Origin of the sequence: Agrobacterium tumefaciens, assembly GCF_013337285.1 — a bacterium.
Classification (GTDB): domain Bacteria; phylum Pseudomonadota; class Alphaproteobacteria; order Rhizobiales; family Rhizobiaceae; genus Agrobacterium; species Agrobacterium burrii.
In genome coordinates, this window is sequence record NZ_SUPW01000006.1 from 46530 (window position 1) to 65759 (window position 19230).

Genomic DNA, 19230 nt, shown 5'->3' on the forward strand with positions numbered 1-19230 from the left:
TACGGAGAACCGAACGTTGAAGCCTCTATTTTTGGTGCTGCGCCGACTGTCTTTTTCGGCGATGGTTTTAATGACGACCGCAATTGGATTGGATGTTATGGCCGAAGATTATACAAGCCGTTTGACCCTCGACAGCACAGCGAAGGCGTCGGAGCCATATACATTTCAGGAAGCCAGGGATCTTAACTTTCACTCAGTGAAGATCGATAGCTTTATGTGGTTCAAGGAGCAGCGGGCACTGTCCGAATGGGATAAGTATGAAACCTTCGACAACGTCACCCTGCAGTCGATTGGCTATGATCCCGCCAATCGCGATCATTTTGAAATCCAGATAATCACCGCGGAGATCAAACCGGAAAAGGTTGCGCGTGGGGTTGATTACGCCCGGCTCTTTGCAAAAGAATGGGCGCCTTCGGTCTCTGCGATGAAGGAATATGGTCGCGACGCTGGCGATGTGTTTGCCCTCGGGCCGGATAATGGATTCAACCGCCGTGAGAGGGTTGCGGTCCGGCGCGATGACAAGTCTCTGCTCATCGTGCGCGCTGGCTACGCGCAAGAGGAGGCTGCCCGCGTCGAACCCCAGATCGCACAATTTTTCGGCGCTCTGAAGCTTGATAACGAATTGACTGACAGCATTGATGGCTCGATGCACTCGCAGGAGCTGCCATCCAGCGGTGGTACCGTTTATTCCGCACGCCTGCCGGACGGATGGAAGAAACTGACGCAGAACAGCGATCCCAATCCGTCCTATACCGGGGCGATGTTCACAAATTCCAATGATCCTGACGGAAACGCTGCCGTATCGCTGTTTATCTTCCCAACACCTAAGTCGGACCTATCGCCTACTGACGAACAACTGCGACAGCTCGCCGCGAAAGTGGTGGAAATCGAGCTGCAGAACTTGATGCCGGATGTGGGCTATAAGTTGGATCAGGACGTGACTTTCGTTCCGGATGAGAAAGTCGGTGACGTTGATCGAGGCTTCATCGATATCGTCACCCTGCAAGGCAGCGGCCAGAAGATACGCGCCAAGACCGTATTGAACGTCAAGAAGGGCATTGTTGCTGCGGTTGCTTCGGTGACGGCGTTCCCTGCTGCGCCGACGGATGTTGCAACGATGATCCATACGGACTTCGTCACTCGTGTCATCGGCGACGGTTTGGTGGACCAACTGAAATGAGCCGCTGAGGTTTTAACAGAACAGCCGGACATTTTTTGAACGGCCTTCCACCTGGATCATTTTTGAGAGGAGTTCGCACGATATGAACCAAATCCCTGATCGCAAGGTGCTCTTGGGACAAATGCTCCCGTTATCGGAGGACGCCTGGGGTAAGCTGCTGAAGCTTGCGGCGATGATCGAGTTCGACGGTTCCGGGACGATGACGATCCGCAACGGCGAGGCTCGTATCACGTTGGGCTCTGATGGGGTCGTCAGGGTGGAAGGCAAGAAAATTATCCAGACGGCTCGCCAGAACATCGCGCTGGACGCCGCCTATATTGACCTGAACTGACCGGCATGTGGGCAGTCAGCAACAACACGCCTTTCTCCGCGGACGGCTATTTCATTCGCGACCGCGATGGAAAGGAATATTGGTGTGTCGCGGTGCGCGGACGATTTCGCGCGCGTCCGGACGGCATGACCGACCTGCTTGAGCCGCAGCCCATCCGGCTCTCTCCCGTCTACCGTGATGCAGAGGCACGCGAGCTTGTTGCAGATGCCGATTTCGCCCCTTTCAGGCCCGCTGCCGATATTCTCGTTCATGGCTCAGCTGTTGCGCCTGACGAGCAGCCAGTGGACCGTATCGACGTCACCGTTGGTGTCGGTACATTGACCAAGCAGGCCGTCGTTACGGGCAGAGGGTGCATGGTCAAAAAAAGGCGTGGCTGGGAGATTGCCGAGAAGGATCGCGTCGCTCGCACCGAACTGTCATGGACGCGGTCATTGGGCGGGAAGGATCCCTTTGCCGACGATGAGGGCGCCGAGTGCGACGCCAATCCGATCGGCTTGGGCTGGTCGGGTCATTTCGATCGCGCGCCGGAGGGCGCGGAACTAGATATGCCCCAGATTGCAGCCCCTGCGGATGTCTTCGAACCAGGTCGGCCGCTTTCGCAGCCAGTCGGGTTTGGCGCGATTCAGCCTGCCTGGGCAGCACGGCGTATCCACGCTGGCACCTATGATGACGCTTGGATTAAAAACAGGTCGCCGCTTTTGCCCTCGGATTTCTCCGAAAATTTCCACCAGACCGCGCCGATCGATCAAATCTATTCCGGCGAGTTGCGCGGCGGTGAGCCGGTACGACTGGAAGGGCTTCATCCGGAAGGCGGTTATGCATTTCGCCTGCCGCAATGTATCCTCGAAGCTGATACGCGTATTGCCGGAAAGACGCTGACGCACAGGTTCAGGCTCGTTCAGGTGGAGATCACTGGCGATGAGCGTCTCGTGGATCTGGTATGGAATGCCCATGTGCCATGTGGCGGGCGCGACCAGGATGTCGAGGTCTCTTTTCTCCGACTAAGGCAGATGGCCGGAGTTGTCGCATGAGAGCGGCGGTTTCAATCCTGGCGGCCGGCCTGACGTGTCCGGCGGGCAAAGACTTTGAAACGGCAATTGCCGCCTATTCGAGCGGCGAAAGATTCACCGAGAAGGACCGCAGCCTGGTGATGGCGGACGGGCGACCACCAACCCTTGCGGCGGTCTTTCCGTTGACGGAAGAGCGGGACTATGTCGAGCGGCTGCGAAAATTACTTGCCTGCGCGCTTGCCGATTGCGTTGCGCAGCTGACGAAGCGCGGACAGGAAAGCGCCGACTATGCGATGCTTCTGCTGCTGCCCTATTGGATGGAAGGCGGACCTGTCGCCGAGGACTTTAATGCCAGGCTCCACCAGGCCCCTCTGCCGCAGGTGACGAGCCTCTCCGTTTCCTTCGGCGGACAGGCTGAAAGCCTGCAGCTTGTTGGCAGGGATTGTCCGGAAATCGTGAGGAGAACGGGGAGAATTGTTCTCGTTGCCGTCGTTGACAGTTATATCCACTCAGACATGCTCGACAGTCTGGCCTATCACGGTGAACTGCTGACACGAGACAACCCCTACGGCATGGTTCCCGGCGAAGCTGCGGCCGTGTTGGCACTTGGGCCGGAAAATGATGTGCGGCTCGGTCGAATTGCGCGCCTTTCTACCATGGAAGAGCCTGAAAGCCCGATTGATCCCGAGCGCGGATTGATGGGTCGCGCCCTTGCGAGCTGTTATGGGATGCTCCTCGAAGGAGGCTTTTCTCCTGATCGCTTTATTGTCGATCTCAATGGCGATCGCGTACGCGCTGAGGAATTTGGCTATGCGATCACAACCAATGCCGCGGAAATGGCCGAGCTGGCCGACAGGGCGGAAATCCCGGCGCTTCAGCTCGGTGACCTCGGGGCGGCAAGCGGGCTTGTGATGGCCGCTCTTGCACTTGCGCCGGCGCCGGGATCGCGCAGGGAAAATGCCGAACCGGACGGCGAAGAGTTTCGCTACAGTCTTCTGTCGGCCAGTTCCCGCGACGGGCTGAGAGCGGCAACAATTGTGGAGAGCGTCCAGCGCGACATGAAAACCGGTAGGGTAGACGCATGAAGGAAACAATTCGCATCAACGGGATTACGCTCTGCCACAAAAACTCCAGTGGCTACGTCCGCTCGACCTTGCCGGATGTTTGCCTGACCCCGCCCAAGCCTGTGCCCGTGCCATACACGAATACCGCATTTGCCCGCGATCTTGCCGACGGGACGACCACGGTGTTCTCGCATGGCGGGGCGATGAATGGCGTGCGCGGCTCCCGGTTCGCCAAATCGATCGGCGATGAACCCGGTTCGTCCGGCGGGATCAAATCCGGCACGCATCTGCATCAGGCCACCTTCCTTTCCTGGTCCCCCAACGTCTTCATGCAAGGCCGCGCAGTGACGCGCCTTACCGACAAGATGCTCCTCAACAAGGGCAACACCGTATCGGTCGGAGGTTACAAAACCGATCTGCCCGAAGGTGATCCTGAGCGTTACCTGTGTGAAGTGGGCTGCCGCTGTTATGCGCTGCATCGTCCGAGAAACAGCGTCACCGAGGGTCTTGAATGGATCGATCAGGTTTTGCCGCGCGACGACGAGTCGAGCCCCGGGCGCTATCAGCGCTGTGTCGACGCAACGATCCAGGCGCAATATCCAAACACTGTTCTTGGCAGCAGCATGCCCGTGGGAGATCCGCGCACGAACTACGGCTATGTTTCCGAGCTTGGATTCTGGGACCCGAACAATCCGAACAATACATTCCCGGATAAACCGCCCGGCAATATCATTCTGCAGGGAGAGGAACACGACATTCCGAAGGTTCCCCGTCGGGCGCCCTGGGGCGGCACGCGATGGTTCAACGTGCGTGGCTCCCGCTGGCTGGATGTGGTGAAAGTCGAGAACGGCCAGATGACCCACATGTATGATATGAAGTTTCCGGGGGACAAGTTTCCAAACGATGCGGCGAAGGCCAGAGCATATGAAGATATCGCTGACCGGCACGGCGCTGAATACAGTGAGTTTGTCGTGCTGGACGAGTGCGACAATTGTGAGGAAGCTGTAAGGCAGCGCGAACAGGAGCGGCAATGGGAAGCTGAGAGGCTGTGGCGCGAACTTCGGAAAGGTCTTGAGAATCCGATCTGGCTGCCCTTACCCGGTCGTCGGTTCCCCGGTCGCCCGATACCGATAAAGTAGGATATATCATGAATTTAAACGAACTCATCACCACGATGGCGATCCTCGAAGAGCGCGGTGAACTTGAAAAACTGGATGAAATCGGTTTGCCGCCCGGCAATGCCATCCAATGGCTGTTTGGGCTGACATCAGGGTTCTATTTTGCCGACGGAGAAACGCGCCAAACACGCCAAGCCATGCTCGGTTTGGCAGTGCGTTATTACGATCTCGTGGAGGGAAACACCAATTTATTGTCGTTTAATGAGCGGACACGCCGTCTTTCGGCGGGAAAACAGATCGAAGAATACCTGTCGCAAGGTGAATATTACGACGAGAAGGAGACGGCGGGTTTTTACATAAGGCATATGCCAAAACAGGCGTTGCGTTCGACCGATCCGGTTCACGACTACTTCACCACCCTTCTTCCCGGCGCCGGTTATCGTGGTGGCAATGGACACCTCATGTGCCAGACGAGGCTATCGGCGCTGTCGCGCGATCCGGATAGCGTGATCCGTTTTTTTGTTGACGCCTGCCGCGATCTGCGGGTTTTCTACGCGGTCTCGGGTTTGTCGCTCTTTTTCTATTCCTATGCGTCGGGCGCAACGGCAAAAGCCTATCCTCTGTTTCGCAGGTTTCCCGGGCTGCTTTACGAGGATGGGGCACGTTTCGGATTGGCCATACGAGACAGGACGGACACTATCCGCGACGTGAACTGGCTGACAGCCGTCAACGATGAGCTGCTCGCGCGCGCCGGTGGTCTTGACAAGGCGAGAGAAGTGCTGGGAGACGAGGTCGTCCTCCACCCCTATGAGGGTGGCGTCGTTTTCCAGGCGGGTGAACGGCCTGTGCTTGGCGACTTGAACAAGGGGCGGGTGCCCTTGGCATATCGTGCGGTCAACGATTTCCTCAAGCCCCTGCGTTATGAGAACTGGGAGCGCGCCTATCTTAGAGCGCCACATGATGTCGATAAGATGGAGTACACCGAATGGTGGACGCGCCGGTTTGATGGTGTAGAGCGCTAGGATGGCGTCTTGGATATAAACGGATTCATCGCCAAAACGGCGACCCTCGAAGAGCGCGGTGAGCTCGAAAAACTGGATGAAATCGGCCTGCCGCCCGGCAATGCCATCCAATGGTTGTTCGGGCTGACATCGGGGTTCTATTTTGCGGGTGGTGAAACACGGCGTACACGCCAAGCAATGGCCGATCTGGCGCTAAGTTACTACGACCTAGCGGAGGGCAACACAAATTTGTTGTCCTTTAACGAGCGTGTACGTCGCATCTCGTCACGGGAAGACGTTGCGCAAAATCTGTCAAAAGACGAGTATTTTGACGAGGGGGAGACCGCGAGCTTCTATATCAGGCATATGCCAAAACAGGCGCTGCGTTCGACCGATCCGGTTCACGACTATTTTACTGTCCTTCTCCCGAGCGCCGGCTATCGCGGCGGCAATGGGCGCTTGATGCATCAGACGCGGTTATCGGAATTATCACGCGACCCAACTGGCGTGGTTCGCCTCTTCGTTGACGCCTGCCGTGATCTCCGGGTTTTTTATGCCGTTTCGGGAATGTCGCTTTTTTTCTATTCCTATGCGGCGGGTGCGACTGAAAAAGCATATCCTCTGTTCCGTCGGTTTCCGGGCCTCCTTTACGAAGATGGCAGTAATTTCACCCTGGAAATATTGCGCCGCACCGATGTGATCCGTGACGTGAACTGGCTGACAGCCGTCAATGATGAACTGCTTGAGCGCGTCGGTGGTCTTGAGAAGGCGAGAGAGGTGCTCGGAGAAGAGATCGTCCTCCATCCCTATGAGGGTGGCGTCGTTTTCCAGGCGGGTGAACGGCCTGTACTGGGCGACTTGAACAAGGGGCGGGTGCCCTTGGCATATCGTGCGGTCAACGATTTCCTCAAGCCCCTGCGCTACGAGAACTGGGACTATCCCTATCTACGGGCTCCCCACGATGTCGATGAGATGGAGTACACAGAATGGTGGACACGCCGGTTTGATGGCGGCGAGCGCTAGGATGGCGTCTTGGATATAAACGGATTCATCGCCACAACGGCGACCCTCGAAGAGCGCGGTGACCTCGAGAAACTGGACGAAATCGGTTTGCCGCCGGGCAATGCCATCCAATGGTTGTTCGGGCTGACGGCGGGGTTCTATTTTGCGGATGGTGAAACACTGCGGACACGCCGAGCGGCGCTTGATCTGGCGTTGCGCTACTACGATTTTACGAAAGGAAACACCAATCTGCTGACGGTTGGTGAGCGTTCGCGCCGTGTGTCTTCGAGAGATGACATCGAGCGGCATCTAGCACAGAGCAATTACGCTGATGAGAAGGAGACAGCAGGCTTTTATATCAGACATATGCCTGCCAAAGCTCTGCGGTCGACCGATCCGGTACACGACTATTTGACAGCGCTTCTTCCCGGCATTGGGTATCGTGGCGGCTCTGGGCACCTGATGTACCAGACGAGGTTGTCGCAACTATCGCTAGATCCACTAGGTGTCGTGCGTTTCTTCGTTGACGCCTGCCGTGACCTTCAGGTTTTTTACGCCGTGTCGGGGATGTCGCTTTTTTTCTATTCCTATGCGACAGGTGCAACCGAACGGGCCTATCCACTGTTCCGCAGATTTCCCGGCCTCCTCTATGAAGATGGCATCCGTTTTGGATTAATCATTTCACAGCGCACCGATGTGATCCGTGACGTGAACTGGCTGACAGCCGTCAATGATGAGCTGCTTGAGCGCGTCGGTGGTCTTGCGAAGGCGAGAGAGGTGCTCGGAGAAGAGATCGTCCTCCATCCCTATGAGGGTGGCGTCGTTTTCCAGGCGGGTGAACGGCCTGTACTGGGCGACTTGAACAAGGGGCGGGTGCCCTTGGCATATCGTGCGGTCAACGATTTCCTCAAGCCCCTGCGCTACGAGAACTGGGACTATCCCTATCTACGGGCTCCCCACGATGTCGATGAGATGGAGTACACAGAATGGTGGACACGCCGGTTTGATGGCGGCGAGCGCTAGGATGGCGTCTTGGATATAAACGGATTCATCGCCACAACGGCGACCCTCGAAGAGCGCGGTGACCTCGAGAAACTGGACGAAATCGGTTTGCCGCCGGGCAATGCCATCCAATGGTTGTTCGGGCTGACGGCGGGGTTCTATTTTGCGGATGGTGAAACACTGCGGACACGCCGAGCGGCGCTTGATCTGGCGTTGCGCTACTACGATTTTACGAAAGGAAACACCAATCTGCTGACGGTTGGTGAGCGTTCGCGCCGTGTGTCTTCGAGAGATGACATCGAGCGGCATCTAGCACAGAGCAATTACGCTGATGAGAAGGAGACAGCAGGCTTTTATATCAGACATATGCCTGCCAAAGCTCTGCGGTCGACCGATCCGGTACACGACTATTTGACAGCGCTTCTTCCCGGCATTGGGTATCGTGGCGGCTCTGGGCACCTGATGTACCAGACGAGGTTGTCGCAACTATCGCTAGATCCACTAGGTGTCGTGCGTTTCTTCGTTGACGCCTGCCGTGACCTTCAGGTTTTTTACGCCGTGTCGGGGATGTCGCTTTTTTTCTATTCCTATGCGACAGGTGCAACCGAACGGGCCTATCCACTGTTCCGCAGATTTCCCGGCCTCCTCTATGAAGATGGCATCCGTTTTGGATTAATCATTTCACAGCGCACCGATGTGATCCGTGACGTGAACTGGCTGACAGCCGTCAATGATGAGCTGCTTGAGCGCGTCGGTGGTCTTGCGAAGGCGAGAGAGGTGCTCGGAGAAGAGATCGTCCTCCATCCCTATGAGGGTGGCGTCGTTTTCCAGGCGGGTGAACGGCCTGTACTGGGCGACTTGAACAAGGGGCGGGTGCCCTTGGCATATCGTGCGGTCAATGATTTCCTCAAACCCCTGCGCTACGAGAACTGGGACTATCCTTATCTACGGGCTCCCCACGATGTCGATGAGATGGAGTACACAGAATGGTGGACACGCCGGTTTGATGGCGGCGAGCGCTAGGATGGCGTCTTGGATATAAACGGATTCATCGCCACAACGGCGACCCTCGAAGAGCGCGGTGACCTCGAGAAACTGGACGAAATCGGTTTGCCGCCGGGCAATGCCATCCAATGGTTGTTTGGGCTGACGACCGGGTTCTATTTTGCGGATGGGGCACCAACATCAAGCGAACCTACCGCATTTACAGAGACTTGGGTCTGCAGTTGCGCAACAAGACACCCAAGCGGCGGGTGAAGGCAAAGCTTCGGGAAGATCGGCAAACGGCTGTCGGCCCGAATGATGTCTGGGCGATGGATTTCGTTCACGACCAGCTCGCAACCGGTAAGGCCGAAGGTTCGATTTTCATCGAGAGCATGTTAATTGGACGCATTCATTGCGGCTCGCAAGGTATCGTTGATGCGCTCTTGCCAGCCGGGTCCGTCCGCCTGAAAATACGCGAGGACATCGCTGTCGATCTTCAATGACACAAGCTCCCTGGTGTTGGGGATTGCAGGCCGTTCAACGACCGGCGCCACGACCTTCTTTGCCGGTTTGAACAGCGCCTCGGCCGCGTCTTTTGGATTGGACGGTCGTCGGGGTTTCGTAGCCATGATCATATCCTCTCTTGTCGTGCGCTTGAACAGCTCCACCGGTCAGCCTCTGTTTCCGGGATGTATATCCAACATAGCGGCTGTCGCAACCCGCGTGTAGTCGGCAGCCGAAAGAGCGTCCTTGCCGCTGATAAACTGGTCAGCCGTCCCGCAATCCGGAAGAGATCGCACATCGTCATCCATAATCGCGGCTTTGAGCGCTTGTCGGATTTTCAGTGAATCGATGAACCGGTATGGGCGGCGTAAAGAGAGCCCGCGGCTGACGCAGTGGCGCCAGGCACATTCCTCTTGATCTGTAGTTCAGCCAGGTATCGGCAAGTTTTTCACGCGACGGATTTTCCGGAGGGCTTACACTAATCATTGCCACGGCGTTCTGTGCAGACAGCATGCGAGGGCGGTCGTAAAACACGGTTCAAAAGCGTTCTGGAAAGTATCATGGCTGGCGAGCAGTTCACTGGCAGCCCACCGCAAAAGCAAGCACCTGCTTCTGCGGCGTTATTTCCGGAAGTCGTCGTTCATCGCCAGGAGACCAGTTACGATTAAACAAGCGCGAGAATACGAGCCGGTCCGCCTGTCCCGCCTCGGTGGGTTGGCGCGCCAACGACGATTGTCGCTCCCTTGATCGGCAACGCCTCAAGGTTGTTCAGACCTTCGATACCGTAGCGGCCGGCTGGAAGCCACGAATTATGCACAGCGAAATCGGCAGAGTTGCCCGGATCCAGTGAGAGCGTGTCGACGCCAATTGCAACGGTGTCGCGCTCGAGCAGTAAATCGGTCGCCGACTTGCCGAAGCCGGGAAAGGCGAATTTTCCAGCGTCGTCATTACGGAAGGAGGGGCTTTTAACCTTTGTTGCCCAGCCAGAACGCAAAGCCACGACGGCACCTGCGGGAATCTCGCCATTTGCGCTGATCCAGCGTTCTATATCCGCCGCCTCAATCGTCGAATTGGCATCCTCCTTGGCGCGATCGGTGATGTCGATGATGACCAGCGGCGCGACCAGTTTTTGGGGTTCCAACTGATCAACGCTGGCGCCATCGGCGCTGAAGTGGAAAGGCGCGTCAATATGGGTTCCAGTGTGCTCGAAAACCGTCAATTTATGGAGTTGGTATCCGTCCTTGGCGATATCTGCTGCCCATTCGAATTCTATTCCGGGCTTGCCATCAAATGTTGGAAAGGTTGAATCGTACACATGAGTGAGATCGACGACTTTGTGAGCCGCCTGAGCAAGGACCGGTGTCGCCAGATTTCCCGCGGTCATCGCCACACCCGCAAAGGCCGCCCCTTTAAACAGCATACGACGCGACAGCATGTTCTTCTTCACGTCTTCTATCACGCAGTGATTGCACATCCCATCTTCCCTCCGTTGCGAAACCTCTGTTCATGACGGTATCGCAAAACCCTAGTGAAGCAAGATTGGTCGTTCTCAAGGTCTCAGCTTTGGTAGAAAGACATGTTAAATCCACATCGGCGTCGCGGAGCCTGTTTTCGAATGTGGGCCTCCGTTCCCGGCGAAGAATTCCTGCGCATTTGGAAATAGTAACCGAGTCGGATAAGGCTTGGCACGGGTCTGCTCCCAACTGCCGTGGATCTTTTGAGGTTGGAAGTGACAGACGAATTACCCGGTCAACTTGATAGCCTGCACCGCGCCACCTTTGACTATTTCTGGTCCGGAAGCCATCCTGAGAGCGGGCTGCCCAGGGATCGGATGCGATCCGACGGTTCGCCGATCCATGAGATCACCTCAATCTCGGGTGTCGGGTTTGGTTTCCTCTCGCTCATCGTTGGCGTTCATCGTACGTGGATAAGCAACCGGGACGCCATTGCGCGCGTGTGCCATATGCTGGAATCGCTGGCTGGAGTGAAGCGTTTTCACGGCGCCTTTCCTCACTTCGTCAATACATCGAGCGGAAAAACAATACCCTTTGCGAAATACGATGACGGCGGTGATCTTGTCGAAACCGCGCTTCTTGTTCAGGCGCTTATCTGCGTGCGGGAGTTCTTCAGCGGAGAGACATCCGAAGAGATTGGTTTGCGCCGGTCTATCACTGAAATAGTCGAGGCTGTCGAATGGAACTGGTTTACCAGGGGAGAAACAGGGCCGCTTTTCTGGCTCTGGAGCCCTCGGTATGCCTGGGCGAAAAATCTGCCGATTGTGGGCTGGAACGAGGCTTTGGTCTGCTATGTGCTGGCGGCAGGTTCGGTTGCGCATCCGATAAGCCCGGAGTGTTATCATTCCGGGTGGGCGCGCCGTGGCGCAATCCGGAATGAATCGAAGTATCTCGCTGTGCGGCTGCCGCTCGGCGAGCCATATGGAGGGCCGCTCTTTCTGTCGCATTACTCTTTTTGTACACTCAACCCGCAAGGCTTGGGCGATGCTTACTGCCGTGATTATCTGGAGCAGGTTCACGCGCATTGCCAGATCAATTACCGCTACTGCCGAACGCGCTACGCAATCGAAGACGGATGGGGACTGTCCGCCTGTGATGGGCCAAAGGGTTACGTCGTCAACTCTCCGACCAACGATCACGGTATTATCGCGACGACGGCAGCCCTCTCCAGCATGCCTTTTATGCCGCTGCGGTCACAACAGGCGGCGCTACGCTTCCTGCAATGGCGTGACGGCGCGCTCATCGGCCGCTTCGGCCTGATGGATGCCTTTCAGCCTTCAACGGGCTGGGTCTCCCGAACGCATCTTGCAATCAATCAGGGCCCGGTGGTCGCAATGATGGAAAACCATCGCACCGGTCTCATCTGGGATCTGTTCATGAATGCGCCGGAAGTGAAAAACGGCCTGGCGCATCTGGGTTTTTATCAGGACAGCTCTCATGAGGGGACGAAGGCGCATGAGGCTGGCAGATCAACACTTCGCGGCAGTGCAATGTCGTGATGTGTGCCGAAAGGGGCTACGTGAGCGTGGCTTCACCTGGGCGGTCGGTATCGCACGGCCGCTGCCGCGAGCAGCTCCGCGGACCCTATTTTCCCGCCGGGATACCCCCACAGGCCGGCGTCGGGCGGGTTGGCGCGGCGGACCAGCAGAACCGATCGCTCCCGGGTCACCACAGCCAAAGCCGCCGGGATGGGTCTGCGGATGCTCAACGGACCGCCGCCACACGAAGGCTGCCATGTAGCTTTTCCAACCCGCGATAGTCGATCTTGCCATTCGCGTTGATGGGCAGATCGGCAATGAAATGGATTTCGCACGGCAGCATGTAATATGGCAGCACGCCCCGGAGCGCGACTTTGATCTCATCGGAGGACCCTTGGCGGCCAGCGATAAATCCGACGATGATCGCGTCTGAACCACCCTCCTGTTTCGGCCGGACAATCACTGCGACCTGCTCCGCCCCGGCAGCCTTCGCCAACGCGGCTTCGACATCCTGCAGCTCGATGCGATAACCGAGTATCTTCACCTGGCGATCAACGCGGCCGGCGAAAATGATGCCATGTTGAGGGTCCCATCGTCCCAGATCGCCGGTTCGATACCAACGCTGGCCATCCCGAAACGGGAATTTCTCTGCGGTTAGCGCGGGGGCGTTCCAATACCCCTCCGTCATCTGGGGGCCTGAAAGCCATATTTCGCCGGTGTCGCCAGCGAACACCTCCATACCATCCGCATCTCTAATTGACATCCGTTGGACGCCGAGCGGGTAACCGATGGGCGTTACCGATCCCTGATAGAAGTTCTGCGGATCAACGCGGTAATGGGAGGTGTGGATGGTGCCTTCGGTCGGGCCATACATATTGTAGAGCGCTGTGCCGGGCGCTGCCGCGTGCCACTTGCTGCTGAGGGACACCGGCAATGCTTCGCCGGCGAAAAGACTATATTTCAGCGATGGCATCGAATGCGGCGAAACGAGACCGAGTTCGATCGCCTTCGCCGCCGCGGAGGGGACGATCAGGCAAGCAGTTATTTCATGGGTTCTGATCAGCCGTGGCGCGAGGATTGCCCCGTTCTGAGGGGCGACGATGAGCTCGGCGCCATGCAGCCAGCACAGCATCATGTCGTGCACCGAGAGATCGAATGTCAGGTCGGCCGCCTGCAGGACGCGATCGCTGCAATCGATCGGAATCAGCCGGTGAACCGCGTCGATATAGGATGTCAGATTGCCGGCGCTGATCGGTACGCCTTTTGGAACGCCTGTGGTTCCCGAGGTGAAGAGAAGATAGGCAATGGCTTCGGTTGTCAGGGCGCGGCGCGAAACGAAGGTATCGAATGCGTATCCGCCTGTATTTGGTTGCGGCAGGGGATCAATGTCCAGGACGGGCAGGGCGGCCGTGGCGGGGCCGATCTGGCGGATCGCCTCGTCCGCGACATTGCGGTCAACGAGAAGCGCCGCTGCTGCCGAGGATGACAGAATCTGGCTGTTTCGGGCCGCCGGGAAGGCGACATTGAGGGGAACATAACCGCAGCCGGCCAGCAGGATTCCGAGAATCGAGGCGTAGGTCGCGAAGGATCGCTCCCCGTAGACCGCGATGAGCTGACAGGGTTTGACGCCCTCCGCATCCAGACGCCTGCAAACACCAACGGCGGCGGAAAACAACTCCTCGTAGGAGGCCCGAACGCCGGCCGCCGTTATTGCGGGCCGCTCGCGGAATTGTCTGGCGCTCGCCAAAAGCCGTTGATTGAGCGTCATGTCACATTCCGCACGGTCAAGCTTCTGTCCTGGTACGTCATGGCTTTACCCTTCTCATGCCGATTGGTGGCCGCGCTGCCCGAAGTCACGAATAGACGTCGCTATAGAGCTCCAGCGGATCCGGCATCGGGCTGGTCTTGGCGAAATCGACCGCTTCGGCGACGATGTCCTTGATTTCCTTTTCGATCAGCCTGATGTCGCTTTCGGTCGCATGCCCCTCCTCTAGAATGCGGGTGCGCGAGCGGTTGATCGGGTCGTTGTCGTTCTTGACCTTTTCGACCTCTTCGCGGGATCGGTACTTCGCCGGGTCGGACATCGAATGCCCGCGATAGCGATAGGTCAGCATTTCCAGGATGATCGGCCCGTTGCCTGCCCGCGCATGTTCGACCGCCTTCGCTCCCGCCGCGCGGACTGCGCGCACGTCCATGGCGTCCACCTGCTCGCCGGGAATGTTGAAGGAGAGGCCGCGGTGCGACAGGTTGAGATTGGCCGAGGCGCGCTCGACGCTGGTGCCCATGCCGTAATGATTGTTTTCGATGATGTAGACCACCGGCAAGCCCCAGACCTTCGCTATGTTGAAGCTTTCGTAGACCTGCCCCTGATTGGAGGCTCCGTCGCCGAAATAGGTCAGGCAGACGCGATCATTGCCGCGATACTTGTTGGCGAATGCCAGCCCTGTGCCGATCGAGGCTTGCGCGCCCACGATGCCGTGCCCGCCGTAAAAACCCCTCTTGGGATCGAAGATGTGCATCGAGCCGCCCTTGCCCTTAGAGGCGCCCGCCATGCGGCCGGTCAGTTCCGCCAGCACCACCTTGGGATCCATGCCCGACATCAGCGCGTGGCCGTGGTCGCGATAGGCGGTGATTACCTGATCGCCTTCGCCTATCGTCATCTGCATTCCGACGACCACGGCCTCCTGGCCGATATAGAGGTGGCAGAAGCCGGCAATCAGGCCTTCGCCATACATCTGGCCGCATCGCTCCTCGAAGCGGCGGATGAGCAGCATGTCTCTGAAGGCCTTCAACTCTTCCTGCCTGGAAAAGACGAAGTTCGGGTCGGCATTAAGCTTGGGCATCTTCATTCCTTTTTAAATAACATAAACGACGGCACGGGGCTCAACTGCTTGAAAGCTTGAGGCCGACGATCCCGCCGAGGGTGAGGGCGAGCCAGAAAAGACGGACCGCCGTTGCCGGCTCACGGAAGACCACGATGCCGACAACGATAGATCCGATAGCGCCGATGCCGGTCCAGACGGCGTATGCTGTCCCGAGCGGCAGGGTCTGCAGGGCTTTGCCGAGACAGAAAATGAAGGCGGCGAGCAGAGCCAGGGAAAGGACGGACCAGCCCGGACGGCTGTAGCCTGCGGCCATCTTTACGCTGATGGCCCAGCCGACATCGAGAAACCCCGATATGACCAGCAATATCCAAGCCATGCCCGCCGTATTCCTTCATCGTCTTGTTTTTTGCCGTTTCGGCCGGCGGCGCTTGCACCCCGGCAGTGGCAGGGATGATAGGAATGCTCGGCCCGCAAAGCTCGTTGTGGTTTGGCAAGCGGGCGTTGCCATCGGGCAATTGCGGAGCAGCGGCGCGCTTTCCTTTCGGAAAGGCGGATTTGCATTTTTGCAAGAGGACGCGTCCGGTCGATGGCGTTACTGTCCGAAGGCAGGTCATCGGCCTGTCATGCGAAATCCGCCTTTCCGTTTTGCAATTCCTCAATCCGGAAGGCTGTGCATATTTGCGAGGTGGAAAGACGTGAAGGACTGGAACGAGTTCAGAATTGTGCTGGCGATCGGGCGTGCCGGATCGCTGGTGGGCGCCGCCAGGGATCTTGGCCACGACCATTCGACCATCTTCCGCTGGCTGAACGCCCTCGAGAAAAGAAGGGGCGTCAAGCTCTTCGACCGGACGATGAACCGCTATGTCCCCACTGACGCCGGCGTCCAGATGATCATGGCCGCCGAGCGGCTTGAAGCAGAAATCATGACGCTCGATCGATCCATCGCCGGCCAGGACAACAGGCTTCTGGGCAAACTCAAGATTACTTCGTCGGAGACGCTCGCCTATCGTATCCTCAACGAGGTACTCGCCGATTTTCGTCGCGAGCATGATGGTATTGAACTGGAATTGCTGGTCGACAACAGGCAGCTCGATCTGTTGCGTCGGGAGGCCGACGTCGCCATTCGGGCGACGCGCCCGCATGAAGGCGAACTGTTCGGCCGCAAGATCGCATCGACACCCTGGACCTTTTACGGTAGCAGCACTTACCTTGCCGAGCGAGGGCGTCCTGCGGATATTGCCTCGCTCTCCAGCCACGTCGTTGTCGGGTGGGACAGCGCCGCCGTTGCTGCGGCATCGATGTGGCTGACCGAAAACATCTCTCCACGCGCCTTTGCCTATCGTTCGAGCAGCCTCGTCAACCAGCTGATGGCGGTGAAGGCGGGCTTGGGGCTGGCGTTGCTTCCCTGCTATCTTGGCGATCCCGAACCCGATATCGAACGTGTTCAGGAACCACTGCCCGAACTCACCCGCGAACTCTGGCTGATCACGCATAAGGATCTGCGCAACACGGCACGCGTTCGCGCTTTCTTCGATCACGTCGGCGGTGGCCTTCTCGCGCGCCGCGCGCTGCTGGAGGGAAAGCGCGGCGGGGCCCCGAGTCCGGACGAAGAAAGGCATGATGCAGCTCGGTCCGCGGGCTGAGAGGTCCCGTCGCTCAGCCGCTGGCGCTAGTTGCGCAGGCCCTCGGTGGCCATCGTCCTGCGTACCGCCGGCCTTTGGGCGATCGTCGACAGGTAATGAGAAAGGTTGACCCATGGGGCAAGATCGAGCTCGCGTCCGCTCGACCAGTTCATGATAGTGAAGCAATAGGCGTCGGCGATGCTGAACCGGCCTCCGACAAGATAACTTTCGGAGGCGAAATGTTTGTCCAGAAAGTCGAAACGCCCGCGCAGCCTCTCCCTTGCGACCTCGGCGGCCTGCGCGCCATATTCCGGGTGGAACAGCCACGGGCTGAAGGTCTTGTGCAACTCGGAGCTGACGAAGGTCATCCATTCATGCAGGCGATAGTGCTCGAAACTGTCAGGTGCGGGCTTCAGCATCGCCTCCGGCTTCAGATCGGCAAGGAAATGCAGGATGGCGACGCCTTCCGTCAGCACGCGGCCATCATCGAGCTCCAATATCGGCACCACGCCCTTCGCGTTAACTTGATTCAGAATACGACCGTCCTCAATCCGGTGCGGCTCGCTGCGAATGTCCACCCTCGTCAAAGTCAGTGGAATTTCGGCCTCGGCGGCGACGATATGGGCAGCCATTGAGCAGACTCCCGGCGCGTAATAGAGCTTCATTCCTGTTCTCCCGTTTGTTTCCGGCACCGCAATGATAGGCGATGATCGGAAGAACGGGTTGTTGGATGCTGGCAAGCCTCGATTGTCGTTCGGCAAAAGGGTTGCGTCTCGCAAGAGACGATGGCAACGGCCTGCTCGACGGTCTCGGGCACCCGCGCATGTGCTTCCTGCTCCGTCATCAGGCCGAGCAGCCGCCCGCGGTGCGTGCCGCTCAGCAAGAGATCGAGAAGCGAACGCGGCTTGCTCCTATCAGGCTGCAAGTCTTTTGGAGGCGCTCGTTTTGATGAACGCGAGGACATAGTGGGTCACGACGGCATAGAGGCCGACGATTGCCAGGTAGTTAAGAAAGAATCCCAGACTGCTCTCGTTGAAGTCCCACATGTCCAGCGAATAGCTGAGCATGAGCTTCGAACCGAACGTCATGTCGAAAGAGCTTTTCACTCCCCAAACCGCAATGGCGAAGGCGATGATCCGTAGAACCAGGGTGCGAACGGCGTTCGTCGATGTCAGACCCAGCGTCGATCGGACGGTGTTCATCACGACGGTCCAGCGTGTTCCCAAATGGACGGCGACGATCAGCAGGGTCCAGTAACCGGCGAACATGTGAAGCTCGCGAACTGTGAACCCGCCGTCGATCGACGTAAACCAGAAGAGGTCGCGCGAGATGAGCAGACTGGTGCCCAGCATAATAAGCATAGCTACTGCCAGACAGACGATCGTGACGATGTTGAATATCCGAACGGCGTCGCGCCTACCGTTCCTGACCCTCGGGTACCACAGCCTATTGAAGACGTTGTGCACGATGACCAGCGTGAAGAGAGCCGTGCCGAACAGTTCGTGAGACAGGTTGTCCAGCCACCAATATGCAAGGCAGGCGATGATCAGCGCGATGGCCAGGAAATCCAGCACGAGACGAGCGCGAAACACAGTCATTTGAATTCGAACCGCCGCATCTCGTTGAACGTGTAGAGGAAGTCCCGGTCCGCGCGGGACATGTGACAGCTCTGACAGCGCGCCGTGTTCTCGGCCTCGTTGATGGTACCATCCGGCTTGAACCACTGGAATTGCCAATCGGCGGTCCGTCGGTTCTCCGGATAGTCCTGACCCCAGTTCTCGCCCTTTTCCATGATGAAGGTCCGGAACACCTTTCCGTCACGGTAGTCGACGAGGGCCACGTGGGTGCCGTTGGGGATCGGCTCGCCGCGCTTCACGGCTTCGATCGCCTCGCGTGTCGTCATGATGTGCTCGGTAACTTCGCCGCGCGTCACTGTCGTGTAGTGGATGAGTTTGTCGATGTCGGGCATCGTTGCGCGTGTCGGCTCGGCCTGCACCTGCATCCCCACCAGGATGACAGCCAGCCCGGAGAGAACCGCCCCGCCTACACCACCAATCAAACTTCGCATGGGCACCTCGTAATGTGCGCGTGATCCGACGTCACCGCGTGTATTGCTCATCGGAGACGTGCTCCATCCAATCGACCGACTTGCCATCCAGCGTTTCGGAAATGGCGATGTGGGACATGCCGGTCGTCTCGGTCGCTCCGTGCCAGTGCTTCACGCCTGGCGGTATCCAGGCGATGTCGCCCGGCCGGAGTTCCTGGATTTCGCCCTGCCAGTGCTGGACGAGGCCGACGCCAGCCGTGATGATCAGCGTTTGACCCAGCGGATGGGTGTGCCACGCGGTCCGTGCGCCGGGTTCGAAGGTTACCGTCCCGCCGCCGACGGTCGCCGGTGCAGTTGCCGAAAAACGGGAATCGACGCGAACGGCCCCGGTGAAGTTGCTCGACGGGCCAACCGTCGAGGGATGCGTTCCTGCCCTGGTGATCGATACGGGCTTGTCAGGTTGTGCAAACGCGGCGGACGCTCCAAGGGAGAGAGCAACGGTCATTACGGTTTTCATGTTCATCGGTCACCTGTGATCGAGGAGTTTT

21 protein-coding genes and 1 pseudogene are annotated in these 19230 nt (G+C 58.1%); 12 read left to right on the top strand and 10 right to left on the bottom strand.

Features of this window, described 5'->3' with window-relative positions; all coding sequences use genetic code 11:
* The first annotated feature begins 16 nt into the window (after positions 1–16).
* The 10 genes and pseudogenes from FCH38_RS16575 to FCH38_RS16620 all read left to right on the top strand — a co-directional run.
* Positions 17–1180 carry a hypothetical protein gene (locus FCH38_RS16575; RefSeq protein ID WP_153517070.1) on the top strand — a complete coding sequence of 388 codons (1164 nt, stop codon included), beginning with the start codon at positions 17–19 and terminating at the stop codon, positions 1178–1180.
* Between the two features lie 82 nt (positions 1181–1262).
* On the top strand, positions 1263–1511 hold the full coding sequence (locus FCH38_RS16580; RefSeq protein ID WP_153517069.1) for a hypothetical protein: 249 nt from the start codon (positions 1263–1265) through the stop codon (positions 1509–1511).
* A gap of 5 nt (positions 1512–1516) precedes the next feature.
* Positions 1517–2542 carry a DUF2169 family type VI secretion system accessory protein gene (locus tag FCH38_RS16585; protein ID WP_174374413.1) on the top strand — a complete coding sequence of 342 codons (1026 nt, stop codon included), beginning with the start codon at positions 1517–1519 and terminating at the stop codon, positions 2540–2542.
* The gene (locus FCH38_RS16590) at positions 2539–3606 is read left to right on the top strand and encodes a hypothetical protein (RefSeq protein ID WP_153517067.1); all 1068 of its coding nucleotides are present in this window, start codon (positions 2539–2541) and stop codon (positions 3604–3606) included. The genes FCH38_RS16585 and FCH38_RS16590 overlap by 4 nt, the downstream gene beginning before the upstream one ends.
* Entirely contained in the window at positions 3603–4724 is a 1122-nt protein-coding gene (locus FCH38_RS16595; protein ID WP_153517066.1) for a DUF4150 domain-containing protein, read from the top strand. The genes FCH38_RS16590 and FCH38_RS16595 overlap by 4 nt, the downstream gene beginning before the upstream one ends.
* A gap of 8 nt (positions 4725–4732) precedes the next feature.
* Entirely contained in the window at positions 4733–5725 is a 993-nt protein-coding gene (locus FCH38_RS16600; protein ID WP_174374414.1) for a type VI immunity family protein, read from the top strand.
* A 9-nt stretch (positions 5726–5734) separates the two neighbouring features.
* On the top strand, positions 5735–6727 hold the full coding sequence (locus FCH38_RS16605; RefSeq protein ID WP_174374415.1) for a type VI immunity family protein: 993 nt from the start codon (positions 5735–5737) through the stop codon (positions 6725–6727).
* 9 nt (positions 6728–6736) lie between these two features.
* Positions 6737–7729, top strand: a complete 993-nt coding sequence (locus FCH38_RS16610; RefSeq protein ID WP_174374416.1) for a type VI immunity family protein — start codon at positions 6737–6739, stop codon at positions 7727–7729.
* 9 nt (positions 7730–7738) lie between these two features.
* Complete coding sequence (locus FCH38_RS16615; RefSeq protein ID WP_174374416.1) at positions 7739–8731, top strand: type VI immunity family protein; 993 nt, start codon at positions 7739–7741, stop codon at positions 8729–8731.
* Between the two features lie 146 nt (positions 8732–8877).
* Positions 8878–9057 (top strand): annotated as a pseudogene (locus FCH38_RS16620) (IS3 family transposase); the annotation flags it as partial.
* A gap of 30 nt (positions 9058–9087) precedes the next feature.
* Here the strand turns inward: FCH38_RS16620 and FCH38_RS16625 are convergent.
* Positions 9088–9321, bottom strand: a complete 234-nt coding sequence (locus FCH38_RS16625; RefSeq protein WP_174374593.1) for a BrnA antitoxin family protein — start codon at positions 9319–9321, stop codon at positions 9088–9090.
* Positions 9322–9860: 539 nt separating this feature from the next.
* Positions 9861–10670: a cyclase family protein gene (locus tag FCH38_RS16630; protein WP_174374417.1), complete on the bottom strand. Its 810-nt coding sequence runs from the start codon at positions 10668–10670 to the stop codon at positions 9861–9863.
* Between the two features lie 357 nt (positions 10671–11027).
* Here FCH38_RS16630 and FCH38_RS16635 point away from each other — a divergent pair, with 357 nt between their 5' ends.
* A complete protein-coding gene (locus FCH38_RS16635; protein ID WP_174374594.1) occupies positions 11028–12209 on the top strand; it encodes a glucoamylase family protein in 1182 nt (393 codons plus the stop codon).
* Between the two features lie 32 nt (positions 12210–12241).
* Here FCH38_RS16635 and FCH38_RS23595 read toward each other — a convergent pair whose 3' ends face one another.
* From FCH38_RS23595 to FCH38_RS16655, 4 genes are all read right to left on the bottom strand, one after another.
* Complete coding sequence (locus FCH38_RS23595) at positions 12242–12523, bottom strand: NUDIX domain-containing protein (RefSeq protein WP_336510805.1); 282 nt, start codon at positions 12521–12523, stop codon at positions 12242–12244.
* The gene (locus FCH38_RS16645) at positions 12415–13956 is read right to left on the bottom strand and encodes an amino acid adenylation domain-containing protein (protein ID WP_174374419.1); all 1542 of its coding nucleotides are present in this window, start codon (positions 13954–13956) and stop codon (positions 12415–12417) included. The genes FCH38_RS23595 and FCH38_RS16645 overlap by 109 nt, the downstream gene beginning before the upstream one ends.
* Before the next feature lie 85 nt (positions 13957–14041).
* A complete protein-coding gene (gene pdhA, locus FCH38_RS16650) occupies positions 14042–15037 on the bottom strand; it encodes a pyruvate dehydrogenase (acetyl-transferring) E1 component subunit alpha (RefSeq protein WP_174374420.1) in 996 nt (331 codons plus the stop codon).
* 34 nt (positions 15038–15071) lie between these two features.
* A complete protein-coding gene (locus FCH38_RS16655) occupies positions 15072–15389 on the bottom strand; it encodes a DMT family transporter (RefSeq protein ID WP_149900681.1) in 318 nt (105 codons plus the stop codon).
* 319 nt (positions 15390–15708) lie between these two features.
* On the opposite strand from FCH38_RS16655, the gene FCH38_RS16660 reads away from it, so the two are divergent.
* Entirely contained in the window at positions 15709–16656 is a 948-nt protein-coding gene (locus FCH38_RS16660) for a LysR substrate-binding domain-containing protein (protein WP_174374421.1), read from the top strand.
* A 26-nt stretch (positions 16657–16682) separates the two neighbouring features.
* On the opposite strand, the gene FCH38_RS16665 is transcribed toward FCH38_RS16660, so the two are convergent.
* The 4 genes from FCH38_RS16665 to FCH38_RS16680 all read right to left on the bottom strand — a co-directional run bounded on the left by FCH38_RS16665 (position 16683) and on the right by FCH38_RS16680 (position 19205).
* Complete coding sequence (locus FCH38_RS16665; RefSeq protein WP_174374422.1) at positions 16683–17300, bottom strand: glutathione binding-like protein; 618 nt, start codon at positions 17298–17300, stop codon at positions 16683–16685.
* A 249-nt stretch (positions 17301–17549) separates the two neighbouring features.
* The gene (locus tag FCH38_RS16670) at positions 17550–18233 is read right to left on the bottom strand and encodes a DUF4405 domain-containing protein (RefSeq protein WP_174374423.1); all 684 of its coding nucleotides are present in this window, start codon (positions 18231–18233) and stop codon (positions 17550–17552) included.
* Positions 18230–18703, bottom strand: coding sequence for a cytochrome P460 family protein (locus FCH38_RS16675; RefSeq protein ID WP_149900684.1), 474 nt, complete (start codon positions 18701–18703; stop codon positions 18230–18232). Before FCH38_RS16675 ends, FCH38_RS16670 begins: the two co-directional genes overlap by 4 nt.
* A 31-nt stretch (positions 18704–18734) precedes the next feature.
* A complete protein-coding gene (locus tag FCH38_RS16680) occupies positions 18735–19205 on the bottom strand; it encodes a (R)-mandelonitrile lyase (protein WP_174374424.1) in 471 nt (156 codons plus the stop codon).
* Positions 19206–19230: the final 25 nt, after the last annotated feature.